The 23320-nt window shown below is 50.0% G+C and carries 21 protein-coding genes; 8 read left to right on the top strand and 13 right to left on the bottom strand.

Translation table 11 applies throughout. The features are described 5' to 3' along the window. Positions 1-155: 155 nt before the first annotated feature. Genes ACTJJS_RS05775 through ACTJJS_RS05790 form a run of 4 tightly spaced genes read left to right on the top strand, consistent with a single transcriptional unit; the run spans position 156 to position 5923 of the window. Positions 156-2063, top strand: a complete 1908-nt coding sequence (locus ACTJJS_RS05775) for a DNA topoisomerase IV subunit B (protein ID WP_168868902.1) — start codon at positions 156-158, stop codon at positions 2061-2063. Between the two features lie 10 nt (positions 2064-2073). Continuing rightward, positions 2074-2973, top strand: coding sequence for a DUF1835 domain-containing protein (locus ACTJJS_RS05780; RefSeq protein WP_440662816.1), 900 nt, complete (start codon positions 2074-2076; stop codon positions 2971-2973). Further along, positions 2970-3371, top strand: coding sequence for a hypothetical protein (locus tag ACTJJS_RS05785; protein WP_440662817.1), 402 nt, complete (start codon positions 2970-2972; stop codon positions 3369-3371). Before ACTJJS_RS05780 ends, ACTJJS_RS05785 begins: the two co-directional genes overlap by 4 nt. Positions 3372-3385: 14 nt before the next feature. Further along, entirely contained in the window at positions 3386-5923 is a 2538-nt protein-coding gene (locus tag ACTJJS_RS05790; RefSeq protein ID WP_168868899.1) for a DNA gyrase/topoisomerase IV subunit A, read from the top strand. Positions 5924-6059: 136 nt separating this feature from the next. Here ACTJJS_RS05790 and ACTJJS_RS05795 read toward each other — a convergent pair whose 3' ends face one another. Genes ACTJJS_RS05795 through ACTJJS_RS05835 form a run of 9 tightly spaced genes read right to left on the bottom strand, consistent with a single transcriptional unit; the run spans position 6060 to position 13836 of the window. Next, the gene (locus ACTJJS_RS05795; protein ID WP_440662818.1) at positions 6060-7034 is read right to left on the bottom strand and encodes a hypothetical protein; all 975 of its coding nucleotides are present in this window, start codon (positions 7032-7034) and stop codon (positions 6060-6062) included. 26 nt (positions 7035-7060) lie between these two features. Next, the gene (locus ACTJJS_RS05800) at positions 7061-7582 is read right to left on the bottom strand and encodes a D-glycero-alpha-D-manno-heptose-1,7-bisphosphate 7-phosphatase (RefSeq protein ID WP_168868897.1); all 522 of its coding nucleotides are present in this window, start codon (positions 7580-7582) and stop codon (positions 7061-7063) included. Between the two features lie 2 nt (positions 7583-7584). Continuing rightward, positions 7585-8283 (bottom strand): nucleotidyltransferase family protein, encoded by a 699-nt coding sequence (locus ACTJJS_RS05805; protein WP_440662819.1) that lies wholly within the window; start codon positions 8281-8283, stop codon positions 7585-7587. After that, positions 8280-8858: a D-sedoheptulose-7-phosphate isomerase gene (locus tag ACTJJS_RS05810; RefSeq protein ID WP_168868896.1), complete on the bottom strand. Its 579-nt coding sequence runs from the start codon at positions 8856-8858 to the stop codon at positions 8280-8282. The genes ACTJJS_RS05805 and ACTJJS_RS05810 overlap by 4 nt, the downstream gene beginning before the upstream one ends. 17 nt (positions 8859-8875) lie before the next feature. Beyond that, on the bottom strand, positions 8876-9901 hold the full coding sequence (locus ACTJJS_RS05815) for a GHMP family kinase ATP-binding protein (RefSeq protein ID WP_440662820.1): 1026 nt from the start codon (positions 9899-9901) through the stop codon (positions 8876-8878). A gap of 24 nt (positions 9902-9925) precedes the next feature. Next, positions 9926-11062 (bottom strand): glycosyltransferase, encoded by a 1137-nt coding sequence (locus tag ACTJJS_RS05820; RefSeq protein WP_440662821.1) that lies wholly within the window; start codon positions 11060-11062, stop codon positions 9926-9928. Then, a complete protein-coding gene (locus tag ACTJJS_RS05825) occupies positions 11062-12012 on the bottom strand; it encodes a glycosyltransferase family 2 protein (RefSeq protein ID WP_168868893.1) in 951 nt (316 codons plus the stop codon). Before ACTJJS_RS05825 ends, ACTJJS_RS05820 begins: the two co-directional genes overlap by 1 nt. 15 nt (positions 12013-12027) lie before the next feature. Beyond that, positions 12028-12564 carry a DUF4199 domain-containing protein gene (locus tag ACTJJS_RS05830; protein WP_343746881.1) on the bottom strand — a complete coding sequence of 179 codons (537 nt, stop codon included), beginning with the start codon at positions 12562-12564 and terminating at the stop codon, positions 12028-12030. Between the two features lie 6 nt (positions 12565-12570). Beyond that, positions 12571-13836 (bottom strand): dihydroorotase, encoded by a 1266-nt coding sequence (locus ACTJJS_RS05835; protein WP_440662822.1) that lies wholly within the window; start codon positions 13834-13836, stop codon positions 12571-12573. Positions 13837-13998: 162 nt separating this feature from the next. Here ACTJJS_RS05835 and ACTJJS_RS05840 point away from each other — a divergent pair, with 162 nt between their 5' ends. Both ACTJJS_RS05840 and ACTJJS_RS05845 read left to right on the top strand, forming a co-directional pair. Further along, the gene (locus ACTJJS_RS05840) at positions 13999-14952 is read left to right on the top strand and encodes a hypothetical protein (protein ID WP_168868890.1); all 954 of its coding nucleotides are present in this window, start codon (positions 13999-14001) and stop codon (positions 14950-14952) included. A gap of 115 nt (positions 14953-15067) precedes the next feature. Beyond that, positions 15068-17242 (top strand): DPP IV N-terminal domain-containing protein, encoded by a 2175-nt coding sequence (locus ACTJJS_RS05845; protein WP_440662823.1) that lies wholly within the window; start codon positions 15068-15070, stop codon positions 17240-17242. 76 nt (positions 17243-17318) lie between these two features. On the opposite strand, the gene ACTJJS_RS05850 is transcribed toward ACTJJS_RS05845, so the two are convergent. The 4 genes from ACTJJS_RS05850 to ACTJJS_RS05865 form a co-directional block, all read right to left on the bottom strand. Continuing rightward, positions 17319-17987 (bottom strand): DUF1349 domain-containing protein, encoded by a 669-nt coding sequence (locus ACTJJS_RS05850; protein ID WP_440662824.1) that lies wholly within the window; start codon positions 17985-17987, stop codon positions 17319-17321. 135 nt (positions 17988-18122) lie between these two features. Further along, positions 18123-18566, bottom strand: coding sequence for a DUF1682 domain-containing protein (locus ACTJJS_RS05855; protein WP_168868887.1), 444 nt, complete (start codon positions 18564-18566; stop codon positions 18123-18125). 235 nt (positions 18567-18801) lie between these two features. Further along, positions 18802-19887: an SGNH/GDSL hydrolase family protein gene (locus ACTJJS_RS05860; protein WP_440662825.1), complete on the bottom strand. Its 1086-nt coding sequence runs from the start codon at positions 19885-19887 to the stop codon at positions 18802-18804. Positions 19888-20146: 259 nt separating this feature from the next. Beyond that, positions 20147-21172: a LacI family DNA-binding transcriptional regulator gene (locus ACTJJS_RS05865; RefSeq protein ID WP_168868885.1), complete on the bottom strand. Its 1026-nt coding sequence runs from the start codon at positions 21170-21172 to the stop codon at positions 20147-20149. Positions 21173-21457: 285 nt separating this feature from the next. Here ACTJJS_RS05865 and ACTJJS_RS05870 point away from each other — a divergent pair, with 285 nt between their 5' ends. Then, entirely contained in the window at positions 21458-22321 is an 864-nt protein-coding gene (locus ACTJJS_RS05870; protein ID WP_168868884.1) for an OmpA/MotB family protein, read from the top strand. 94 nt (positions 22322-22415) lie between these two features. After that, complete coding sequence (locus ACTJJS_RS05875; protein WP_440662826.1) at positions 22416-23318, top strand: DsbA family protein; 903 nt, start codon at positions 22416-22418, stop codon at positions 23316-23318. The last annotated feature ends 2 nt before the right edge of the window (positions 23319-23320 follow it).

The raw sequence follows: 23320 nt of genomic DNA on the forward strand, positions 1-23320 counted from the left end.
ATTAATAATCTAGACATATTGTATAACTAATACTTGGGATGATTCACTGAATCCTTTATTTTTGCCAGCAATCGGATTTTGCTAAAAGATTTAGTATCCTTGCAGCAGCTTTTTAAACCCTAGGAAAATAAATATTTAGGAAACTTTAATATAATATGGCAAACACGGATAAGACGGATAACAAAGATCTATTTGCTTCCTATACGGAAGACTCCATACGGTCACTGGACTGGCGGGAGCATATCCGGCTCCGTCCAGGTATGTACATCGGTAAGCTGGGCGACGGTTCCAGCATGGACGACGGTATTTACATCCTGCTGAAGGAGGTGGCCGACAACTGTATCGATGAGCATACCATGGGCTTTGGCAAGCAGATAGACCTGAAAGTGACCGAGCACAATGTGACTGTGCGCGACTTTGGTCGTGGCATTCCACTGGGCAAGGTGGTAGACGTGGTGAGTAAGATTAATACCGGCGCCAAATACGATAGCAAAGCCTTTCAGAAATCTGTAGGCCTTAACGGGGTGGGTACCAAAGCGGTGAACGCCCTCTCCAGCTATTTCCGCGTGCAGTCAGTGCGTGATGGCCGCATGAAAGTGGCAGAGTTTGAACGTGGCGTACTGATCAAGGAACACAAGGAAACCGCCACTTCCGAACCTAATGGGACACTGGTGACCTTTACACCGGACGATACCGTTTTCAAAAACTATCGTTTCATCCCCGAATTCCTGGAAAACCAGATCTGGAACTACTGCTTCCTGAATGCCGGCCTGACAGTGAATTTCAACGGGAAAAAATACCTCTCCAAAAATGGCCTGCTGGACCTGCTGCAGCGTAAAACCAACGAGGAAGACCTGCGCTATCCCATCATCCACCTGAAAGGAGAAGACATTGAAGTGGCCATCACCCACGAAAACCAATACGGTGAGGAATACTATTCCTTCGTCAACGGTCAGCATACTACCCAGGGCGGTACGCACCTGGCGGCTTTCCGTGAGGCTTTCGTGAAAACGGTGCGTGACTTCTACAAAAAAGATTACGAAGCCACCGATATCCGGTCATCCATCTGTGCGGCTGTTTCCGTTCGGGTACAGGAACCGGTGTTCGAATCCCAGACCAAAACCAAATTGGGCTCCCAGGTGGTATTTGAAGGCGGTCCTTCTGTCAAGGCGTTTATACTGGACTTCCTGTCCAAACACCTGGACGACTTCCTGCATCGCAATCCTGCTGTGGCCGATGCCATGAAGAAACGCATCGAGCAGAGCGAACGCGAAAGGAAAGAACTGGCCGGCATTAAAAAACTGGCCAACGAAAGAGCGAAAAAAGCCAACCTGCATAACCGCAAACTGCGTGACTGCCGTTTTCACCTCAACGATGAATTCACCGGCAAAGAGAAAGCTGAACTGGAAACAAAACGACTGGAAACTACCATCTTCATTACGGAAGGTGATTCCGCCAGCGGTTCCATCACCAAATCCCGCAACGTGGAAACACAGGCGGTGTTCAGCTTACGGGGTAAACCGCTGAACAGTTTCGGCCTCACCAAGAAGATCGTATACGAAAACGAGGAGTTTAACCTGCTGCAGCACGCCCTCAATATTGAAGAAGGGCTGGAAGGGCTGCGCTACAACAACATCGTGGTAGCTACCGATGCCGACGTGGACGGTATGCACATCCGCCTGCTGATACTGACTTTCTTCCTGCAGTTTTTCCCTGACCTGGTGAAAAACGGGCACGTATATATCCTGGAAACGCCGCTGTTCCGCGTACGCAACAAACAGCAAACCATTTACTGTTATTCCGAAGAGGAGAAACAGAAAGCGGTGAAAAAGCTGGGGAACAAACCAGAGATCACCCGGTTTAAAGGATTGGGTGAAATTTCCCCGGACGAATTTGGCCGCTTCATTGGTGACGATATCCGCATAGAGCCGATCATCCTGTCTAAAGACATTCACATCCAGAAGTTACTGGAATACTACATGGGCAAAAACACCCAGGCCAGACAGGAATTCATCATCAACAACCTGCGGTACGAAAAGGACCTGATTGAAGAAGAAATTTAAATAAACGAAGATGGGGCTTTTACACATTGTGTTTGGCGAGGCATCTGTACCGGTTTTGACAGAAGCCGTCAACATGGACGAAAAAATGCAGGGCGAACTGCTTTGCTTTGAAGACGACCTGTCTGTTGGCCCGTTGTTTATACTGGACACCAAAGAAGGACAAGCCAACCGTCGCCAGTGGTGGCAACAGCTGGCGGCTGTTCCGCAGGCGCCGGTGCAGCAACCGGAGTTAACACCGGAAACAACCGGGCAGGAAGCTCCTGTAGCGCCGGCCGTGGAAGAAGCGCCCGGCGACGCAGACAGGCTGAAAGCCCTGAAAACACAACTGAAAGAAGAACAAGACCTCGAAGTATGGATATGGGCAGGTCAGAATGCCCGCGATGTATGCGGTTATTACTGGCTGGTAAGCCAGCTGTATGATTTCGCAGGCCGCATCTATATCATCTACCTGAACAACCTGCCTTTCCTCAATGAAAAAGGCGCTGTTTTTTATCCTACCCATCTGCACCAGATATTGCCTAAAGAATATCTTAAAGCAAAAAAACTCGCCAGGGCTATCTCCCTCGCGGAGTTTGAACTGGACGGGGAAGAGTGGCACCGCCTTATGAATGAAAACGCCGGTATCCGGATGCTGGAAGGCGGAAAAAAAATCAAGGGAGAACCTACGCTGTTTTATGACAAGGAGCTGCTGGCACAAACCGGTAAAGAGTTTGTCAAAGCGTGGCGTGTGGTACAACAGGTTACCGGTAAACTGAAATATCCGGTGATGGACCAATTCCTGGGATGGCGCCTGAAAGAACTGGTGAAAGAGGGTAAAGTGGAAAGCAAAGGAGACCTGAAAACAATTCGTGACTTTGAAGTGAAGCTGCCGGGAGAAGACAATAACACTGCAAATCCTGTAACGGAATGATAAAAGTAACAACCCTGTCTCTCGCCGGGGAAGACGACCGGGGAAGCAACTATCTCTGGGACTGTACCCGCACCGGGGAATTTATGCTCTGTTACCGGCATGCCGGCAGTAGCAGCGGCCAGCATTACCATACCGGCATCAGCGACAACAAAAATCCGGAGATCATGTTCCTGCTCACCGGTAAAGCGCTGATCCACTGGTGCCCGGTAGGAGGAGATGAAATCCGTACCATCGAAGTAGTGGCGCCGGCCCGCGTGGAAGTGCCTGTCAACATATGGCACCAGCTGATCGCCGAAACGGACTGCTGCTTTATAGAACTGAACTCCATGGCCGATGTACAGAAAGACAGCGTACGTGTCTGGAGAACAGATCTTGAAAAAATGTTTATCGAAAAATAGTAAGCGTATTATACATGGATATTGAAAATACAACATCAGACGAATCGCTGCATAATATCACCCACGTGGGTGGCATGTATGAAAGCTGGTTTCTGGACTATGCATCCTATGTAATCCTGGAGCGCGCCGTACCCAGCGTGGAAGACGGACTGAAACCCGTACAGCGCCGTATCCTCCATGCCATGAAAGAAATGGACGATGGCCGTTTTAATAAAGTGGCCAACGTGATCGGGCAAACCATGCAGTACCATCCGCATGGCGACGCCTCCATCAGCGATGCCATCGTAAACCTCGGCCAGAAAGACCTGATGATAGACACGCAGGGTAACTGGGGCGATGTGCGCACAGGCGACGATGCGGCGGCGGCAAGATACATCGAGGCACGCCTCTCCAAGTTCGCACTGGACGTGGCTTTTAATCCCAAAACGACTACCTGGCAGCTGAGCTATGACGGCCGTAAAAACGAACCGCTGGCCCTGCCGATGAAGTTCCCGCTGCTGCTGGCACAGGGTGCTGAAGGTATCGCGGTGGGATTGTCCACCAAAATATTGCCGCACAACTTCAACGAGCTGATAGACGCTTCCATCAAATATCTTAAAGGAAAGAAATTTGAACTGTTCCCCGACTTCGCTACCGGCGGTATGATCGACGTGGCCGCCTATAACGACGGTAAACGCGGTGGCAAGGTAAGGGTGCGCGCGCACATCGAGGAGAAAGATAAAAAGACGCTGCTGGTCAAAGACGTGCCTTATGGCATCACTACCACTCAGCTGATGGAGTCTATTGTAAAGGCAAACGACAGCGGCAAAATCAAAATCCGTAAAGTGGTGGACAATACCGCCGCTGAAGTGGAAATTGAAGTGCAGCTGGCGCCCGGCATCTCTCCGGACATCACCATCGACGCGCTCTACGCATTTACGGACTGTGAAATATCCATTTCACCCAACGCCTGCGTGATCGTTGATGATAAACCACACTTCCTGACCGCTTCCGAACTGTTGAAAGCATCTGCCGACTTCACCAAAGAACTGCTGAGACAGGAACTGGAAATCAGGCTGGCAGAACTCCAGGACAAATGGCATTACACCTCCCTTGAAAAAATCTTCTTTGAAAAAGGGATTTACAAGGAACTGGAACAAAAGCATAAAGACTGGGAAACAGTGCTGAATGCGATTGATAAAGGTTTCGCTCCGTATAAAAAACAACTGAAACGCGACATCACCCGTGAAGATATTGTGAAACTCACGGAGAAGCCTGTACGCCGTATTTACCGCCTCGATATCAATGAACTGAACGAACAGATCAAAGGCCTCGAAGCCGACATCAAACAGGTGAAAAACGACCTGCAAAACCTGGTGGACTACGCTGTGTCCTACTATGAAGGACTGCAGAAGAAATATGGCAAAGGCCGCGAACGTAAAACGGAAATTAAAACCTTTGATACCATCCAGGTACAACAGGTGGCCATCGCCAATACCAAGATATACGTAAACCGTGCAGACGGCTTCATCGGCACGTCCCTCAAGAAAGACGAGTTTGTGGCTGACTGCTCCGATCTCGACAATATCATCGTATTCCGCCGCGATGGTAAGATGATGGTCACCAAAGTGGCCGACAAAACCTTTGTGGGCAAGGATATCATTCATGTGGACGTGTTCCGCAAGAACGATGAACGCACGACCTACAACATGATTTATGTGGAAGGTAAAACAGGCGTAAGCTACGCCAAACGCTTCAACGTTACCGGTGTTACCCGTGACAAAGAATATGACCTGGCACATAAAGGAGAGAAAAATTCCAAGGTCCACTATTTCTCAGCCAATCCGAACGGGGAAGCGGAAGTGGTCACTATCAAACTGAGCCCCAATTGCTCCGCCCGTAACAAGGAATTTGACCTGTTCTTTGAAACCATTGCTATCAAAGGCCGTAGCTCTATGGGCAACCAGGTGACCAAATACCCGATCCGTGGCGTGAAATTTAAAGAGAAAGGCGTGTCCACCCTGGCCGGCCAGAAAATCTGGTACGATTCAGAAACAGGCCGCCTGAATACAGAAGAGAGAGGCGTGTACATCGGCAGCTTTGAAGGAGACGATAAAATATTCGTGGCTTTCAAAAATGGCACTTACGAGCTGACAAACTTTGAGCTCACCAACCGTTATGAATCCAACGATGTGGTGTATATCGAGAAATTCAACCCGGAAAAAATCGTAACGGCTATTTACTTTGACGCCGATAAAAAGCAGTTCAACGTAAAACGTTTCCGTATTGAAACACAGACCTTAAACAATAAATTCCTGTTCATTAAGGAGGGTAACGGCAACTACCTGGAAATGGTGACCACCCACACACAACCGGTGGTGTTGCTGAAAACCGGCAAGAAACGCAGCCCAGAAGAAGAGGAGATCGATCTTTCCGAATTTGTGGAAGTGACCGGCTGGAGAACAGTAGGTACGCGTATTGCAGGAGAAGACCTCATCAGCGCCGAGTTGTTGTCTGAGGATGAAGACCCCGACCCGAATGATGACTCACAGGTGCAAGGTGAGCTGTTCTAAATTTTGCGATTTTTTGATTTCGAAAATCATCAGAGCGAATAAAAAAAGAAGACCAAAGCGAGTGAATCGCTTTGGTCTTCTTTTTTATTATCATCCACGAAATCAAAAAATCGCAAATCAAAGAATCCCTAAATAGCTATTGTTTCTTTTTCGCGGGTTGTTTGTTGTTTTGCTCCGTTTGATAATCCTCTGCGGAACGCGGGTTGGTCATGCTTTTCTTTTTCTGGTCCAGCGGTTGTGGCACCGGCGCACCTTTACCTAATGGAATAGCGTCATGGAATATTTTGTTGACGTGCGTCCATTTCCCGCCTTTCCATTTAAAGCCTTCGTAATCCATATCTGATACGTAGGTGTATTTTTTTGCCGGCTCATTGGTTTCGGATATCAGGTGATCAAATACGATCATGTCCAGTTCCTTGTTGTAGTTGAGCGTGGCGGTGCTTTCCTTTTTATATTCAAGGATAAAGCGGTTCCGGGTCGGTTTGGGCACGGAGTCTTCCGCATAGCTGAAGAAGGGGCCGCCGAAAACCGGCGTGCCATTTTTAAAGGTGAGCATTTCCACCAGTTTTTTCTGGCTGCGGGGATTATTGGCGTCCCAGCCGAAGAGCGTGTAATACTCCTGGTTAAAATAGTGCCGTTGTGCGATGTTATAATACAGGCAGCCGTACCAGGCTTTGTTGCCGGCGATAGTGTCCGTATTCGTGATATAATCGGATATGTCAAACAGCGGGAACAGCTTCAGTTGGCCATCCGGCGTATTCATCTGAATGGCGCCATAGTGGCGGTAGAAGCCTGTTTCCCTTTCCAGGGCCCAGGTGAAAATACGGAAGCTGCTGTCTTGCGGATATTGTATAGACACGGTACGCAGGGAGTCGAACGGAAACCGGAACGAGTAAGGTGTTTTAAGGGCACGTACCAGTGCCGGGATAAACTGTTCAGTCGCGGCTTCCCTGCCGGCGTCGCCTTTCCCGGCGAATATTTCCCGGCTGAGCTGCTGCAACGTGTCCTGATCTTTCCGCAGGCGTGCATAGCCGGCAGCATCAGGCCTTTGCGCCCATATACCGGCGGTTGGTACAAGGAATAGCAGTGACAGTATTATTTTTTTTATCATATCTATAATACGGTTCTGGCTTTAAATTATTGTATGTCTTGTGCAAACCGCAGCAGGTCGGGATATTTTTTATCGATCAGCGGATGGGGAAAAGGCGTATCCGGCAGGGTAGAGGCGATAAACACGGTCTGCATACCGGCGTTACGGCCAAACTGCATATCGCTGAGGGTATTGCCTGCCATGACGGCTTTGGTGAAATCAATTTCCGGGAAATCGTTTTTCGCCTGCGTGGCCATGCCGGCGTTGGGTTTGCGGCATGGGCTGTTGCTCTCCACGTCGGGGCAGAAATAGATGTGGTCTATCCGGCCACCTGCCTGTTGGATGGCGGCCAGCATTTGCGCATGGATTTCCTGCAGGCCGTCAATGGTGAGCAGTCCCCGTCCGATACAACGCTGGTTGGTCACCACAAAAATCCGTTCAAAGCGTTGGGACAGCAGGGGCATGGCTTCCAGCACGCCTTCGCTGAAGCGGAACATGCCGGGATTGAGCACGTACCCGTCTTTTATTTCATCATTGATAACACCGTCCCGGTCAAGAAAAAGGTACATATCTATATTTTGGAAAAATGATCGATCGCCTTGTTATAGTCTTCCGGTATACCGATGTCGATAAAATAGGTATCGCTGATATAGCCGTTGAGGTTACCCTGGGCGGCCTGTGGTTCGAGCACTGTTTGTTCGAAAGAGAATTTCACCGGCAGGGACAGGCTTTGAAGGAAAGCGGCGCTGGTCAGGTAGATGCCGCCGTTGATCAGGCCCTGGTCGCAGTATCGTTTTTCCCGGAACGCCTCTATTTTATTGCCGGCGCTGAGCACAATGCTGCCGTAGCGGTCAAACTGCTGCATGGGCTTTAGCGCCAGCGTGAGCGGGCTTGGGTTGTTGCGGTTGAACCGGACCATTGCCAGCAGGTCCACGTCGAAGAAGGTATCACCGTTGACGATGAACAGCTGATCGCCTTCCAGCAGCGGCAGGGCATGCAGGATGCCGCCGCCGGTGCCGAGTGGTTCCTGTTCCACGCTGAAGGATACACGTAGCGGCAGTGGTGTTTGCCGGCACCAGGCGATCACTTGTTCAGACAGGTAGCCGAGTGACAGCACCACATGGCGGATGCCTTGCTGGTGCAGGTATTGTAGCAGGAAGTACAGAAAAGGTTTATCACCGATGGGCGCCATGCATTTGGGCTTGTCGGCTACGGCGCTACGCAGGCGTGTGCCCAGGCCTCCGGCCAGTACGATACATTCCATACTCATTCGCCAAAGAGGTTATTTTCCACTATTTCGCAGATGATGTGGCCTACCGTGATGTGGGCTTCCTGGATACGGGGCGTATCAGTGGAAGGGATATTGATCAGGTAGTCGCTGCCATCTTTCATTTTGCCGCCGGTGGCGCCGGTGAAGCTTACTATTGTCATGCCTTTTTCCCGTGCCACTTTCATGGCTTCGAGGATATTGGCGGAGTTGCCGGAGGTGGAAAGTCCTACCAGCACATCGCCGGGCTGGCCCATACCACGCAGCATGCGGGCATATACATGTTCATAGCCATAGTCGTTGCCTACGGCGGTCATATAAGAGGTATTGCAATGCAGGGCTTCTGCATAAAGCGGTTCACGGTCTTTATAAAAACGGCCGGAGAATTCTGCGGCCAGGTGCTGTGCATCGGCAGCGCTGCCACCGTTGCCGCAGAACAGCACTTTGTGGCCCTGTTTCAGGCTGAGGCCGATCACTTCGGCTACCTGCTGTATAGTATGTAACAGCCTTTCATCCTGACAAATAGCTTCTTTCACGGCAATGCTCTCACGGATGGTCTGGGCGATTTTTGTTTTCATGTCGGATTGTTTTAAAATTAGATACTCCAGGTTTGAATACCATGATGGGTGAAGGTATAACGTTTTACATCGCCGCCAAAGCTGCTGAGGGCGTCTACTACTTTAAAACGGGTGTTTTTCGGGCAGTAGAAGATCATAAAACCGCCGCCTCCGGCACCGGAGATCTTGCCGCCGCTGGCGCCTGCCTTGCGGGCCGCTTCGTAGATCTCATCGAGCTGGGGGTTGGTGATACCTTTGGCCATCTGTTTTTTATATTCAAAACCGTAGTTGAGGATTTCTCCTATTTTATCGATGGAGCCGCGCAAAAGGGCCTCTTTCATCATCACGGCCTGTTCCTTCAGGTGGTGCATGGCCGCAATGGAGTCGTCCTTTTTGTCGTTCACGTTTTTCTGTTGTTCGGAGATGATCGTGGAAGACAACCTGCTGGTGGAGGTGTAAAACAACACGAGATTGTTTTCCAGCTCATGCAGATGTACTTCTTTGATACGCAGCGGGTTCACGATCACTTTATCGCCACCATAGAACTCCATGAAGTTCACGCCGCCGAAAGTGGCCGCATATTGGTCCTGTTTGCCACCGGCCTGTTGCAGGTCTTCCCGCTCAATGGAATAGGCGAGGTGTGCCATATCGTATTCTCCCAATGGCAGTTTGAGCCATTCGGCGAAGGCGCCGAGCACGGCTACTACCAGGGTGGAGGAGGTGCCCAGTCCGGAGCCGGGAGGAGCGTCTACGTAGGTAGTGAGCCTGAAACCGGAAGAGGGCAGGCCACCATAGTCTTTTTGTACTCTGTTGATAACGCCCTTGAGGATGTCCAGTTTGCCGTCTAACGGCAGCGGGTATACGGCGTCGTAACTCAGTTGTTCTTTTCTGTCGGCGGATTCAAAAATGATTTTTCCATCAGACAATGGTTCTATGGAAGCGCGGGCATACAACGAGATAGTAACGTTGAGAATGGCGCCGCCATACAGGTCGGAATACGGGCTTACATCGGTGCCTCCACCGGCCAGGCCTATACGTAATGGTGCTTTACTTCTGTAGATCAATTTTTTTACTTTTTAAGCGGATGATCAGGATGCTGCTAATGTATGAATTTCCCGGGCGAGGCGCGACCAGGAGTATTGTTGTTTTTCCAGTTGCAGGGCAGCGGTCATATCCGCTTCCCGGTTGTCGATGAAATATTTTTCGATGGCTGCGGCGATGGACGCTGGTTCAGGATCGCACTGGAAGCCTACTACGCCGTCAGGCACCATTTCCACGAGGCCGCCCACGCGGGTGACCACCATCGGTTTTTCGAAATGGTAGGCGATCTGGGAGATGCCGCTCTGGGTGGCGCTTTTATAGGGTTGTACGACCAGGTCGGCTGCACAGAAATAGTTTTTTACGGCTTCTGTGGGAATAAAATCGGTGTGCATAAGCACCCGGTCGCCCAGTTGCAATTCCTCCAGCAGTTGCAGGTAGGGTGCTGCATCTTCATAATACTCGCCGGCCACGATAGCATGAACGTCCAATTTTTTCATGCGCTCGTCGGCCATCGCTTTCAGCAGCAGGTCGAGGCCTTTGTACTGACGGATAAAGCCGAAGAACAGGATATACCGTTTGCCTGGTTGCAGTTGCAACCGTTGGCGTGCTGCTGCTTTGGAAATGGGTGTGCCATAGTTGTCGTAGATCGGGTGGGGGATGAGCGACGCCTTTTTGGTGGGCTCAAACACTCTCAGATCATCGAGCACCGACTGGCTCATGGCGATAAAAGCATCTACCGGTTTCAGGAAATATTTGGTGAACGCCACATCGCCGGGGCGTTTTTCATGTGGCACCACATTGTCCAGTACCGCGATTACTTTGGTATTGCGGCGTTTTCCCAGGCGGAGCAGTGTGCCCAGCGCCGGGCCCATCACGGGCAACCAGTATTTGGTGATGATGATATCGGGTTTCATTTTCCGGATCTTGCGCCCAACGATCAGCCAGTTGAGCGGGTTCACGGAATTGATCAGCCGTTTTATCCGCAGGTGTTGCGGCGGCGGGTCGGTAGAGTACTGGCTTTTACCGGGAAAGAGAAAGCCGGGGTATTGCACGGTGAACGTGAATATCTCCACGTCGTCTGTCAGCTGCAGCTCTTCCGCCAGTCTTTCATTATAAGCAGCCAGCCCACCCCGGAAGGGATAGGCTGTACCGAGTATGAGTATTTTCTTTTTGGTGTTGGCCATTAGTTAATTGATTTGTCCATTCTTGCCTCCACGAGGTAGCTATTCCTTTCGGGAGCGTTACGGGTAACCAGTTCACCGATAAACCCGGTCAGGAACAGTTGGGAACCGATGATCATAAAGAGCAGTGCCAGAAAGAAGATCGGTCTGTCCGTCATGTTATACTGGTCGTAGAAAATTTTTGCGAAGGCAAGGTAGAAGGCGATCACGAAACCGAAGAAAAAGAACAGGGTGCCCAATGCGCCGAAGAGGTGCATGGGGCGTTTGCCGAACTTACCGATGAACATGATGGATGCCAGGTCAAGGAAACCGTTGATAAAACGTTCCAGTCCGAATTTGCTGACGCCGTATTTACGGGCGCGGTGTTCCACCACTTTTTCACCGATGTTGCGGAAGCCGTTCCATTTGGCTATGACGGGGATGTACCGGTGCATTTCGCCATATACTTCGATGGATTTCACCACTTTTTTGCGGTAGGATTTGAGCCCGCAGTTCATATCATGCAACCTGACGCCGCTCATGCGGGTAGTGGTGTAGTTGTATAATTTGGACGGCAGGTTTTTCGTGAAAGCATTATCGTAACGTTTCTTTTTCCAGCCGCTGACCAGATCATATCCATCTTCCACGATCATGCGGTACAGTTCCGGAATTTCATCCGGGCTGTCCTGCAGATCGGCGTCCATGGTGATCACCACGTCGCCCTGGGCGGCGTTAAAGCCTTCGTTGAGAGCGGCGGATTTACCATAGTTGCGCTGGAACTTGATGCCTTTGATGCAGGGGTTGGCCATGGCCAGTTGCTGGATCACTTCCCAGGAGCCATCAGTACTGCCATCGTCCACCATCCATACTTCGTAGGTGAAACGGTGCTCCTGCATTACCCGGTCGATCCAGGCGGCCAGTTCAGGAAGTGATTCTTCTTCGTTTTTTAAAGGAACGATTACGGATATGTTCATCTTAATAGAATAGTATTATGAGTGTTGTTGCTCCGGCGCTTTTTTGCGCAGGAAAAGCGATACGATGGCAGCGATGCCGAAATAGAAAATAAGCACTTTCAAATAATCAAGAAATGATTTGGCGATGCTTACAGAAAAATCAGCCGCTTTAATACCTTCCAGCTGCTGGTCGATGATATCCTGAGGCGCCTTTAAATACCGCATGGTACGTTCTGTAGAAACAAGCGTATCGGCCTTCAGTGCGGCGGACAATGACGGATCAATGTACTTATATAATACAAACTGGTACACTGTTACCATTAACATGCTGAGGACAAAAGTTGTGTATACAGGTCTGATAACGGTTTTAAATCCAATGTATTTTCCCACCTGTTTTTTGCGTTCTCTTCCGGCCAGTACGGCGAAAATGATGAGCAATACCAGCTGGCTGATGCTGTTCCAGAAGGAAAACAGCACCTGAGGACCTGCCTTCCAGGTCGCCACATTCAACAAAATAAGAACAACTCCGGCGATGAAACCCCATTTCACGCCGGGATTAGGAGATTCTTGCATACAGGTTTATTTGTTGATGTGAAAAACAGGACCATTCACTGTCGCAATAACCCTGCCTTTCAGTGAGCTGCCAATATAAGCCGAATTTTTTGATCTGGAGGCGATGTGGGCGGTGGTGAATTCCCAATCAGCTGCCGGGTCAAAGATGGTGAGGTTGGCGGCGGCGCCTTCCTGTACCACGGGTTGCGGCTGTTTGAAGATGGCGCGCGGTTTTTCTGTCAGCATAGCAATATGTTGTTCCAGCGGGAGTAGCGGCAGGTACTGACGAATGACGCCGAAGCTGCTCTCCAGGCCTATCATGCCGTTTTTCGCATATTCAAACTCGACAGTTTTGGCGTCCCACTCGTGTGGCACGTGGTGGGTGGCAAAACAATCTACGGTGCCATGCACAATGGCTTCCTGTATAGCTTTCACATCATCTGCGGTGCGCAGCGGCGGATTTACCTTCAGGTTAGAGTCATAGTTGACCAGTTGCGCATCGGTGAGCGACAGGTGGTAAGGGGTAACCGAGCAGGTCACCTTGATGCCGTCTGCTTTGGCGGCGGCTATCAGTTCTATGGATTTGCGGGTGCTTACGCCCGTGATATGAATGCGGGAGTCCGTGTATTTGGCCAGTTCCAGGTCACGTTGTATGATCAGTTCCTCTGCCAGCGCCGGTTTGCCGGGCATGCCCAGCTGGGTGGAATAAATGCCTTCATGCATAAGTCCGTGAGCGGAGATGCTCTGATCGTCCGGCAGCTGTATCAGCGTGCCGTCGAAAGCCTTGATGTATTGTAAGGCTTTGAGCAGCAGGCCTGGCGACTGTACTGGTTTAAGGCCGTCGGAGAAAGCCACGGCGCCGGTTTGCTGCATTTCATACATTTCAGCGAGGCTGGAGCCTTCGAGGTTTTTGGTAACGGCGCCAATGGGCAGCACTGTGGCGGCGGCATGGCGGGTTTTGCTCAGTACATACTCGATTTGCGGCTTGGTATGCAGGGCCGGCTGGGTGTTGGGTACCACCATGACAGTGGTGTAACCGCCGGTGGCCGCAGCTTTTACGCCGGTATACAGATCTTCCTTGTGTTCCAGCCCGGGATCGCAGAAATGGGCGAAAATGTCCATCCAGCCCGCAGACACGTGCAGGTTCTCTCCGGAGATGACCGTTGCCCGTGCATCTTCCAGGTGGTCGCCCACCTGTTGGATGATACCGTTCTGTATGGAAATGTCTTTTTGCTGCCCGTGAAAGGGTGAGGAAGGTGCTATTACCTTTACGTTTTTGAGTAGTATGTGCATGCTTTTCGTTCTATTCAGTATCAAAACCTGTCCAAAAAATACAGGGGCAAATGTAACATAAAACTGTTAATTGATAAAGCCCTCCCGTAGCCCTTTTCCAGCTTTTGTTCAGGTTGGTATGATAATTGAAAATAGAGGGTAGCAGATCAAAATAACTCTAGGATGAATGATTATCTCATTAACCTTGTCACACGTATATGCGACCGCTCGGAACAGTTAAATAACTCCCAAACGATCAGCTGGCAGGCGCTCCGGGAGGCCGAACAACTGGCCAACCACGCGTATGTGCCGATTCTGTACCAGTACATTGCAAACGAATCTGATAAGGAAAGACGCCGCGCCGCCGGCTTTATTATTATTCAGCTCTCCAGGAACACCAACGACCCTGAAGTGATCCGGTTTATGCTGGACCGCCTCCGGATAGAACAGGAGCCAGATATCATTACCGCTATCCAGCAGGACCTGGAACGCGGCCTGCCTATCCCCGGGTATATGAACCTGGACCCGCTGCTGAACAATGCCCAGTCGCTTAATAACAATGTACGCCGCTCCGCGCTGTTTGCCCTCCGCTGCACTAACAACCCGCAGGTGGAAGAATTTGCGCTGAACTTGCTTAAACGGACTGTAAATGAATATGATATATATTATATAGCCCTGCTGTTGAACAAAGTGGCCACCAAAAAAAGCCTGCCGGCGCTCAAACGCCTGCTGGAACATCCGCGCCAGGACGTAAAAGGACTGGCATTCGCTACAATAGCGGACATTGAAAAAGAGAAAGAAGCCCTTTTCTACGCCCGCTGTCTGCTCCGCGGCCAGCTGAAATCGGAAGCCATGGAGGCGGTTTATAAATATGCGGACGAAAGCGCCATACAGGCAGTCATTACCCGTATCACAGAAATGCTCACCAAAAGGCGCAACAGTGGCCGGCTTTCCCTGGAAACGTTCAAAAACGGCTTCACAGACCTGATGCTGGGCATGGAGTTCCTTTTCCGCTTCCGCACCGCTAAAAGTGAAGTGAAAAAGACTTTCTCCTGGATCACCGAAAAAAGAGCGGAATACCTGTTGCCCGAAGAGCGCGAATGGCTGCAACGCAAGCTTGTCATGAACAAAGGCTGATACCCCCATCTACCCCACATCTTTCCTCCTTTTATCCTGATATTTATCCGCATAGCTCCCCTAACGGTGGTGCATACCTCGCAATTCTTTACATTTGGAACCTTAAAATGTAAGGATGAAAAGAGGACTGATATTGCTTTTGACTGGTTGCATGGCCGCCGGGGCACAAGACGCCCGTGCCCAGCAGCAGCTGTACACCATGGCACAGGCCACCAATGGACTTCGTGCGGACCTGGCGCCTGAAAGACTGAAACAATTTGAATGGATACCTGGCGAAAACGCCTACACCAGAGCAGTAATAGCCGGAGGACAGCAGGTTTGGGTGAAATATACCGTGTTGGGCGGCAAAGCCCTTCCTAAAACAGATACCCTGCTGACCCTGAACACCCTCAGCCAGCAGCTTTCTTCCAAAAGCCCTTTACGTGGTTTGCCCGCGTTGCACTGGACAGACAATGCCCACGCCTGGTTCAGCATCGGCAATGACCTGTATAACGGTGCTGTTCAAAACGGTGCCATTCAGTTCAGCAAGTGGTGTTCCCTGCCTTCAGACGCAGAGAATGTAACGGTCAACCCTAAAAGCCGTTCCATAGCCTATACAGTGAAAAATAATCTCTTCCTGCGTGCCGTCGATGGCCAGGAACAATCCATCACACAGGATGCTGACATTAATATCGTGAATGGCAAAAGCGTTCACAGAGAGGAGTTCGGCATCGACAGAGGTATTTTCTTTTCTCCCAATGGCGACCAGGTGGCCTTCTACCGGATGGACCAGCGCATGGTGAACGACTACCCGGTCGTAGACTGGTCTGTAGTGCCTGCCCGTGCCAATATCATCAAATATCCCATGGCCGGTGGCAAATCACACGAGGTAACACTGGGCATTTATCAGCCATCTACCCGCAAAACCATCTTCCTGAAAACAACCGGAGAAGCAGATCATTACCTGACCTGCGTTACCTGGGCGCCTGATCAGCAGTCTGTTTACGTGGCGTTGCTCAACAGGGACCAGAACCACCTGTGGCTCAACCAGTACAGCGCCACTACCGGAGAACTCATCAAAACACTTTTTGAAGAAACAGATCCCAAATACGTGCATCCGTCGCATCCGCTCACTTTTGTGCCCGGCAAACCTGACCAGTTTATCTGGTGGAGTGACCGTGACGGCTATACGCACTTGTACCTGTACAATACCAACGGGCAGTTGCTAAAACAACTCACCAAAGGGAACTGGGTCGTAAATGAATTACAGGGTTTTCATGCCGCCGGCAATGAAGTGATCATTACAGCCGCCAAAGAAAGCCCGATGGAAAAACATGCCTATGCCGTAAACCTGAAGAGCGCTGCCCTGCGCCGCCTTGACCAGGCGGCCGGCTGGCATGATATCCAGGTGAGCAACAATGGCGAGTATGTATTGGACAGTTACAGTTCCAAAGACGTGCCTTCTTCCGCCGTTATCACGGGCCTGAACGGTAAATACACCGAAACTATTCTGCAAGCCGCAGATCCCCTGAAAAATTTCAAACGGCCGGAAATCAGGCAGGTAACGCTGAAAGCGGACGATGGCACCCCGCTGTATGGGAAGCTCATATTGCCGGCGGACTTCGATAGTACCCGTCAATATCCGGTGATCGTATACCTGTACAACGGACCTAACGTGCAACTGATCAAAAATACTTTCCCCTATAGCGGAAACCTCTGGTACGAGTACATGGCACAACGTGGATATATTGTATTTACGATGGATGGCCGTGGCAGCGCCAACAGGGGCATGGCTTTCGAACAGGCCACGTTCCGCAGGCTGGGCACTGTGGAAATGAATGATCAGCTGCAGGGTGTAGCCTATCTGAAATCACTGCCTTATGTGAATCAGCAGAAAATGGGCGTACATGGCTGGAGCTTCGGTGGTTTTATGACCACCTCGCTGATGTTGCGTCATCCGGACGTGTTCCAGGCTGCAGTGGCCGGCGGCCCGGTGATCGACTGGAGCATGTATGAAGTGATGTACACCGAACGTTATATGGACACGCCACAGCAGAATCCCGAAGGTTATGCCGACTCCAACCTGCTTACCAAAACCAAAAACCTGAAAGGCCATCTGATGCTGATACACGGCACCAACGATGACGTAGTGGTATGGCAGCATTCCGTCAATTTCCTGAGAGCCTGCGTGGATAACGGCGTGCAGGTAGATTACTTTGTGTATCCCGGTCACCTGCATAACGTACTGGGCAAAGACAGAGTACACCTAATGCAGAAAATCACTGATTATTTCGACGCACAGCTGAAATAAAACAATATCAGTCTTTATAAAAAAACAGCGAAGGAGATCTCCTTCGCTGTTTTTTTATAAAGATAAATGACTGATTTTACATGCCTCCTGTTTTGGCGTCTTTAAATACGCCCGGTGTATAAACAATCTCAGAGAACGTGCTGGTGCAGTTGTCTCCCAAAGGCGACTGGGACGAAAACCCAATTTTAATCGGTGCTTTGGCCACAAAATTTACGAGTCGTACCGCTTCCCAGTTTTTTCCTTCAAGAGAATAGAAGAGTCCGAACATGTTACCTGATTTGGCCAGCCGGAAATACACTTCGTTTTTGCCGGTAACGGCGTTGTTGCTGTCGTCGGTATAGGTGTTGGTAACGCCGGAGCAGACTGCGAGTTTACCGTAATGACTGTTTTCAAAGAGGAATTTGATGTATTGGGTAGAATCCACCATTACATAGATGGCGCCACCGTCGTACGTTTTTTTGAAATCCACTTTGATTTTAGCGGTGAGCACGAAATTTTCATCCGGTTTAAAGGCCAGGATGGGGGCAGTAGCGATGTTGTAGTTGCCACCGGGATAATTGTAAAAATCAGAGCCTTGCGCGGCAGTGATAGAGAGGCTGTCAGCAGCCACGTTAAAGCTTTGCGGTGTGTTGATCCAGCTACAGGGATAGGGGATGCCTTTGATCCGGACGCTGTCTGCCGGGTTGGCTACAGCGCTGAAAAATGCCAGGACCAGGCTACCGAGTACAAAAAGTTTCTTTTTCACTATCGTGGTTTTAAATAAATACTGGCACCCAATATATAAAAAAAATTCCCGGAGCTAAAGCCCCGGGGCATGATGTTAAAAAACAACGACCTGGCCGGTGATGGCCGGGTCGTTTAAGCAGGAGATGACAAACTGTTATTGCACAACAGTATTACCATCGGAATTGACTACAAACGTTTGTACAGCGCCATTTTTAATCACGCGTACAGTATAACAGTCACCACCATTGTTGCATTTCATGGAAGTCACATCATACAGGTCGGAGCCGTAGGTTGTTTTCAGATTAGACAGGATATCGGAAGGAATATAGTCTTCCATTACCGGCAATGCTGCCTGCGGGTACCACATGGTGTTGTAACTATTGACAGGCATGGGGCTGGTGGTATTCATGTTAGACATGGTCATACCTGTTCTTCTTTCTTCTCTTTTTTCAGCTCTGGCTTCTTTCCTTTCGGCCCTGGCTTCCCGTTTTTCTTCTTTGGTCCTGTGCCGGTGACGGCTTGCCTCATTGGCATGAGTAGGAATCGCTGCAAACACGCTGACTCCTGTGGCTAACAGATAAATCATCATCTTTTTCATAATCTTAAGATTTACAGATGAATAGATTTTTTGCGGTACAAAGTTCGGCCATTTGGCCGGAAAACAGCTCAGGGCGGGGAGTTGGGGGATGAAGCGGAAAAGGGTGCTGATAGTGGAGGAGGGCGGGCGGAGGGCGTTACCAAGGAAGAGAGAGCTAATGCCGGATGATAATTTTAACATTCATTAAATAGGGAAATTAACATATGTAAGGCTTATCATCCGGCACAGGCTGTATTTATTGGTCTTTCGTGAGTTTGCGCAGGGTGGGAAGAATGTGTGCGGCGAAGCGTTCCATGCCAACATCGGTGGGGTGTACGCCATCTACTGTGCCTTCGTGGTCATCTCCGAGGAAGCCGTCACCGGGCAGGTAATAAAGGTTTTTAACGCCGGCTTTCAGCAGGTCGTTACAGGCCTTTTTCAGTTCCGCTCTTTTGCGGAATACGATGTCATGCACGTCTTTTTCGAAATAACCATGTTCATACATGTAGTTCTCCACCAGCAATATCTTTGTTTGCGGTTTACAGGCGCGTATTTGCTGTACCAGTTTCACCGCGCGCTCATGTATCAGCTCCGGGGAAGTGTTCGGATTACAATCGATGACAATAAGCGAAGGATCTGTTTCACAGATGGCTTCGCCTACAGCTGTTTCAAACATGCCGTTGCCGCTGAAGCCGAAGTTGACGATGGGGCGTTGCAGCTGGCGGACGAGTATGTTGGTATAAGCCATGCCTGGCCTGGTAGCGCATCCGCCCTGTGCGATACTGCTGCCATAGTATACGATGGGCTTTTTGTCCGGCAGCAGGGACTGCTGTGGTTTTTCAAGCACCGCGCCTGCGTTGACGCCGATGGAGAGGGAATCTATGCCGTCGTACAGCGGGAGGAAGAGCACATATTCCCGCCAGGTGCTGTCGCCTTTTTTGAGTATCGTACGTTCAGAATTAAAGCCGTTTTCCGGGATGGCGCTGTTAACGAACTGCCATTTATTGTTCACCATCGCGTAGAGGTCGAGCCCTCTGACACCGGTAGCGGTCATATGGTTCATGGAATTATTGTTGAGCACTTTCCAGCGGGCGCCGATGGTAGTGGCATTGGTGCGGAAGCGGACAGCGATGCCAGCGGAATTGCGGCTCAGCGACCATACGGCCGGTCTGACCGTTTTCTCATATTTGGCCGGCAGCCGGTTGTAGTTGTGTTCCTGGTGGTATTTACCGATGACGGGAAAGTCCATTGCGTCCTGATAAACAAGGGCGGGTGATTGTGCAAAGAGGCTGCTGCAGCAGACAAGCAGTAGCATCAGGGATAGCATTGTTTTGTTCTCCATACGTGATTATTGGTTAGCACCGGACAAGATACAGGAAAAGAGAGAGAAAAGCACGTTTCAGGGGCTTTACGCAAACGCTTGCGCGGATAACGCAAGCGTTTGCGTACACGGAATGTCGAAAGAATTCTCTAAAATAGTGGAGCAATTACAGAAAATAGATTTCAGCTCTAAGCAGCAATTACAGAACAGCGAACAATGAGGTCGATGCCTGTGCCACGGTATTTTACTGTGGCAAGGTTATCGCCAGCCCCCCTGAATTTTACCGGTCATGTATCACCAGCCGCGACTCCATAATGGTGTTGGTATAGTCGTTGAGCGGATGTTCTCCATTTAGCAGCGATAGTAACATATTGGTGGCCGCCTGTCCCTGTTCGTAGGGGAACTGTTCTACCGAGGCAGCCGGCGGAAAGGCCGTATATCCGCTGACCGGCGTGTTGGCGTAAGATACAAAAGTAATGTCTTTGTTTATTTCCAGTTTTCTTTTGAGCGCATATTGCACGGCGTCCATGGCCACATAGTCGTTGAAGGTGACCACAGCGGTCACTTTTCTTTTCAGTGCCAGCAGGTATTCCATGGCGGCGTCAGTGCCGGCGGCGGTAAGGTCTGCGTTAACGATCAGTTCCGGGTCGTATTTGAGACGGTGTTTGCGCAGCGCCTTGATGTAGCCGGTGGCCCTTTCCTTGCTGGCCACCAGTTGTTCCGGGCCGTTGATCATGCCAATTACGCGGTGCCCTTTTTTCAGCAGGAAATCTACCGCCTGAATGGTGCCGGATTCGAGGTTACAGGAAACGGCGTGTATATCATGGAGGTCAGGCACACGGTCGAAGAATACTACCGGAATACGTGCCTGGCGCAGCATTTCAAAGTGATCGTAGTTACGGGTGTTTTTACCGATAGATACAATACAGCCATCTACCCGGTGTTGTTTCATGCTTTGGATGATCTGTTTTTCCCGGGCCTCATCATCGTGTGATTGCCCCAGCAGTACGGTGTAATTGTTACTATAGGCGGTATCTTCTATGCCGCTGATGGCACTGGAAAAAAAAGCTTCAGAGAGTTCGGGCAACAGGATACCGATGGTAAAGGTTTTACCCTGTTGAAAATAAACTGCCGTTTGGTTACGCTCGTAATTGAGCTCTTCCGCCAGTGCTTTTACCCGGGCTTTGGTCCTCAGTCCTATACTGTGATGGTCATGTAATGCCCTTGATACAGTAGATACAGAGATATTCAGCCTTTTTGCAATTTCCTTTATTGTTGGTTGACCCGAAGAAACCACCTTTCTCATACATTTTACAGCAATTAATGGAAAATAGATTCAGCAATATGCCCAGGTTGCCAAGTTACTTAGTTATTGAATAATATTAACTTTTTTTTATGGGTTCGTTTAACGAATTGAATTTAGAGGGATTAACTGAAGATATAAAAAACTAGTTTAATGTAAATGGATTAGAATTCCTTCATGTTTTTACTCTTCGGCTTGTTATTTGTTACTTTCGTGCATCCTCCATTGTACCTCTGCCATTTTTTATATATTTTATTTGTTAGATTAGTTTTATTTAAAATCTATTTTATGAGGATAGGATACTTAGCCTTACCTGTGGCACTTGTTACCATTATGGCCTCCTGCTCTGCACCCAGGAAACTGAGAGAATCTGAAGCAAGGTATGCACGACTGGACAGTCTCTACAGGGCTACCGAGAACCAGCGGAAAAAATGTGAAGAAGACGCCGCAAGGGCAGCAGCTGCCTACAAAGACAAGATGGACAACCTGCAGGAACAACAGACCCAGTTGAAAAGCAACAACTCCCAGATGCTGGAACACCTGAAAGAGCTGTCTGTCATATCCAATTCCCAGGCGGAAAGCATTAAGAAGTCACTTGACAACATCGGTGCGAAAGACGCCTACATCAAAGACCTGCAATCTGCCATTGCGCGTAAAGACTCTCTGAACATGCAGCTCGTGATGAACCTGAAAGGAGCGATCGGCAATATGGATGACAAAGACATCAACATCAAGGTAGAAAAAGGAGTAGTGTATATCGATATTTCCGATAAACTGCTGTTTAAGAGCGGTAGCTATGATGTGACTGAACGCGCGAAGGAAGTACTGGGCAAAGTGGCCAAAGTGCTCATCAATCAGCCTGATATCGAGTTCATGGTAGAAGGTCATACTGACAACGTGCCTTACCGTCCGAACGTACTGCTTGACAACTGGGACCTGAGCGTGAAGAGAGCTACTTCTGTGGTACGTATTCTGCAGAACCAGTACCAGATACCGGCAGCCCGTATGACAGCAGCCGGCCGCAGCGAATACCAACCGGTAGCTTCCAACGATACACCGGAAGGACGCGGCGCTAACCGCAGAACAAGGATCGTTATCCTGCCCCAACTGGACCAGTTCTTCAAATTACTGGAAAAACCGGCTGGCAACTAATCATTTCCCGTTTACAATAAAACCGGAAGGTCTGCATATAACGAATGCAGGCCTTCTTTTTTTATTGTACCTTCCGCTTTTTACGTTTTATATCATGCGAGAACCTTTATTCTGTGATCCGGCGACCGGCGTTTGTGAGATTCCCGGCGCCACGGCAGCAGCCGGCGGAGCGCATACTACTTTGCCAACAGACAAGCCGCTGCAGCTCATTTATTTTACCGATCCGATCTGCTCTACCTGTTGGGGCATTGAACCACAATGGCGCCGCTTAAAGCTGGAATACGGCCATGTACTGGATATCCGTTATCATATGGGAGGGCTGCTGCCTTCCTGGGACGTGTACAATTCCGGCGGTATCAGCGGCCCTTCCGACGTGGCCCATCACTGGGAAGAAGTAAGCGGCCATTACCAGATGCCGATAGACGGCAACGTGTGGCTGGAAGATCCTTTGCCATCCTCTTATCCGCCTTCCATCTGGTTTAAGGCGGCGCAACTGCAGGATGAACATAAAAGCGTGATTTTCCTGCGCCGCCTGCGTGAAATGCTTTTCCTGCAAAAAAAGAATATCTGCCGCCCTGAGCCTGTGTTGGCTGCCGCTACCTACGCACAGCTTGACATTACACAGCTGCAACGTGATTTTGACACTACCGCTCCGACGCTTTTTGAGCAGGACCTGCAACTGCGCGCACAAATGGGCGTACGAGGGTTTCCTTCGGTATTTATGATCAATGCGGCAGGAAATAAAGAGCTGGTGTACGGAGCCAAACCCTATTCAGTGTTTACTACTACGCTGCATAAACTTTTCCCCGAGGCACAGGCCCGTACTTATCTCCGCGGACTGGATACTTTTTCCTACTTCCCGACGCTGACGACCAAAGAATATGCAGTGCTGAACGACCTCGCGATAGAAGCAGCCTATGCCCAGCTGGACGCTTTTCACCGGGAAGGCCACTTACGGGTGACCATCGCCGGAGGTGGAGCGTTATGGGAGCATTGATA

Source organism: Chitinophaga sp. 22308, assembly GCF_052045305.1.
GTDB lineage: Bacteria > Bacteroidota > Bacteroidia > Chitinophagales > Chitinophagaceae > Chitinophaga > Chitinophaga varians_A.